The organism is Fundidesulfovibrio sp. (assembly GCF_058402725.1).
This window is the reverse complement of the sequence record NZ_JBZVFJ010000361.1, coordinates 1-1,670: the sequence shown is the minus strand read 5'-3', so window position 1 is coordinate 1,670 and position 1,670 is coordinate 1. Positions and strand designations below refer to the sequence as shown.

The following is a 1,670-nucleotide window of genomic DNA, read 5'->3' as shown; positions in this document are numbered from 1 at the left end:
GCAGACCACCTCCGCGCCCGCCGCGCGCCGCGCCGCCACCGCGCACTCGGCCACGGCGGGATGGCGCAAGAGTTCCTCCTCAACCCGCACCGGCGACACCCACTGGCCGCCCGACTTGAGCATGTCGTCGCTGCGGCCCCGGTGCGAGAAAAAGCCGCCCTCCTCCACGAACACGTCCCCGGTGCGCAGCCATCCGCCGGGGAGCATGGTCTCGCGGGTCTTGTCCGGGCGGTTCCAGTAGCCCCGGCAGAGGCCCTCGCCCCGGATGAGCAGGTGGCCCTCGCTGCCCGGGGGCGCGTCGCCGCCCTCGTCGTCCACGAGGCGCACCTCGAAGCCCGGCACGGGCTGCCCGGCGCTGCCCGCCCGGGAGCGCCCCTTGCGGTTGGAGACGAAGACGTTGAAGGCCTCGGTGGAGCCGATGCCGTCCAGGATCTCCCGCCCGGTGAGCCGCAGCCACTCCTCGTGCAGAAGCGGCGGCAGGGCCTCGCCCGCGCTGTAGCAGAGCGCCGGGACGAACGGCTTCATGGCGGGCTCGTAGACCCGAAGCATGGCGTTGTAGAGCGTGGGCACGCCGAAGAAGGCCGTGGGCCGGTGGAGGGCCATCAGGTCGAAGGCGTCGCCCGGGCCGGGCTTGCCGGGGAAGAGCGCCGTGGCCGCCCCGGCCGCCAGGGGCAGCGCCAGGCTGGCCAGCAGGCCGTAGGCGAAGAAAAGCTTGCTGGAGGAGAACACCACGTCCGACGGACCCAGCTCCAGCACCCGGCCCCAGGTCCTGTGCGGGACGAGCAGGTTCTCCTGGGCGTGGGGCACGCCCTTGGGATTTCCGGTGGAGCCGGAGCTGTAGAGCATGAAGCCGGGATGGGCCGGATCAGCCGGGCGGGGGGCGAAGCCCCCGGGGGCTCCGTCCAGGTCCGAAGGCCCCAGGTCGCCGCAGGTCACTGCTGGGCGGTCCGGTCCGGCCGCATCCAGGGAGGGGTGGCCCGCGACGGTGAGCAGGAGCCCTGCGCCGCTGTCTGTAAGCAGGAAGTCGTAGTCCTGGGCCTTCAGCGCGGTGTTCACCGGCACGGGGCAGGCCCCGGCGAGCATGGACCCCAGGAAGGCGCAGACCAGGGCCGGGGTGTCGGGCAGGGCGAGCAGGACGCGTTCGCCGGGCCGGACGCCCCGGGCGTCGAGGAAGGAGGCGAAGCGCAGGGAGCGCTCGGCCAGCGCGCCGTAGGAGAGCGCCGCGCCGCCGAAGAGATAGGCGGCGCGTTCGGCCCCCAGGGCGAGGCCCATGCCCAGGAGGTCCCAGGCGGCGTTGCGTCCGTCGATCATACCGTGGCCTCCGTGGCCGGAACGGGCGGGAGCCCGCGTGGCGCGTCGTGGGGTTGGCAGGGTGAGACTTCTCCGGGCGTCCCGGGAAAATAGAATGATCCGGCCTGTGCGTCAAACATGCGCCGGGGATTCTTTTACCGGACGTTGCCCCCCGGCTACTGGAGCAGGGCCGGGGCGGGCGGGACGCTCGACAGGTCCTGCGGCTTGTCGCCGGTCATCACCAGCACGGAGGCCGTGACTCCGGCGCGCAGGAGCACGCCCTCCTCCAGGCGCAGCAGGCGCACGCGCACGGGGATGCGCTGGGCCAGGCGGATCCACTCGAAGGTGGGGCTCACGGTGGGCAGCAGGTCCTGCCCGGT

The 1,670-nt window shown here is 73.2% G+C and carries 1 protein-coding gene and 1 pseudogene; both read right to left on the bottom strand.

Annotation, left to right across the window (positions count from 1 at the left end; all coding sequences use genetic code 11):
* Positions 1-1,311, bottom strand: a 1,311-nt coding sequence (locus tag ACV4UX_RS19655; protein WP_491594963.1) for an AMP-binding protein, incomplete at its 3' end; no start/stop codon positions are given.
* Positions 1,312-1,466: 155 nt separating this feature from the next.
* A pseudogene (locus tag ACV4UX_RS19650) lies at positions 1,467-1,670 on the bottom strand (HlyD family secretion protein); the annotation flags it as partial.